Annotated in this window: 1 protein-coding gene; it reads right to left on the reverse strand. The window is 71.2% G+C overall.

Translation table 11 applies throughout. The features are described from left to right. A partial coding sequence (locus G3I60_RS43565) for a type IV secretion system protein (protein WP_239071035.1) occupies window positions 1-1,288 on the reverse strand: 1,288 nt, incomplete at its 3' end. Window positions 1,289-1,425 lie beyond the last annotated feature (137 nt).

A 1,425-nucleotide genomic window follows, 5' to 3' on the forward strand; every position in this document is an offset into this window, starting at 1 on the left:
GCTGCACGGCGCCTGCGCGGGTCAGGCTGCTGCCCGGAGCCGACGCGCCAGCGGGCTGGGCGGCGGGGGGAGCGGCACCCTCGGAGCCTCCTGCTTCGGTGTCGGCAGGCCGTGTGATCAGCGCGGGGATGCCGGGACGCTGGATCAGGGCGCGGCCCTTGTCGCCGGAGGCGTTCGGGTCCTCGCCGTACCGGAAGCTGGTCTGCGGCTTCGGGGGTCCGGCGTCGATGCCCTCCTCGCTCAGGTTGCCGCCGGTGGGGTTGATGCCGGAGGCGACACCGTCGCTGCCCGTGCCGGGGACCTTGCTCGGCCCCTGCGGAGCAGGAGTGCCGGTGCTGGCCTGCATCGCGAGGCTGCCCGCGGTCTTCGCGGCCCCCGCGGCGACCGCCATGCCGGCGACGCCGGTGCGGTGCAGGTCGTCGTGGCCGCCGCCGTCACTCGCCCAGTGGACGAACTTGTAGGTGGCGTACGGGCAGAGCAGGACCAGGACCATGACGACGATGCCGGCCATCGCGTCGGACAGGGCGGCCATTCCGTCCTGGGGATCGGACTTGCCCATCGCCGAGACGCCGATCAGAAAGACCACGGTCATCAGCAGTTTCGACACGACGAGGGTGGCGGTGGCCTCTATCCAGCCCCGCCGCCAGCGCTTGGCGACCTCCCAGCCGCCGCCGGATCCGGCGAAGACCGCGAGGGCGACCATGATCAGGACGCCGACCTTGCGGGCGACCATCACGCCCCAGTACATGAACGCGCCGATCGCGCAGCCGAGGGCGACCAGGGCTGGGACGCCCCAGCCGAGGCCGTACATCGCCCCCAACTGGTTGACCTTGATGACGCGGCGGATCGCGTCGTCCACTGAGCTGTTGGCTGCCTGGAACAGGCCGTCGGACAGGGCGTCGACCACCGTGATGGCCACGGAGGTGAAGGCGACGGCGCAGAAGGAGAAGAGGACGCCGGTCATCGTGCCGATCGCGGCTTGGGCGAGGGCGCGTTCGTCCCGTCGCCAGGCCGCGAACATCAACTGGATGCAGAACGTGCCGACGGTCAAGGCGAGGCCGATGGGCAACAGCAACTCGTAGTTGTCCCGGAACCATCCGGCGTTGAGATCGATGGCGGTGGTTTCGTTGACGGCCTTGGCGGCGAGGTCGGCCGCACTGGCGGCCAGCTCACCCGCTGACTTCGCGATCCACGCCCCGATGCCGTCGGTGACGGTCCCGGCGGGGTTGGTGGCGAAGTCGACGGCGCCGCAGACCTTGTCCATCAGCGGAAGGTCGCAGACTCCCATGGCGGTACCTCCTTTCTGGGGTGGGGGTCAGGGCGCGACGGCCGGCAGGACACCGGCCAGGGCACAGGGCTGGGAGGGGCGGCACTGGACCGCGAGGGTGGTGACGCGGCTCTCGGCGCCGCCGTGCGGCGAGCCTT

This window comes from Streptomyces sp. SID13666, assembly GCF_010548325.1.
Lineage (GTDB): Bacteria > Actinomycetota > Actinomycetes > Streptomycetales > Streptomycetaceae > Actinacidiphila > Actinacidiphila fildesensis.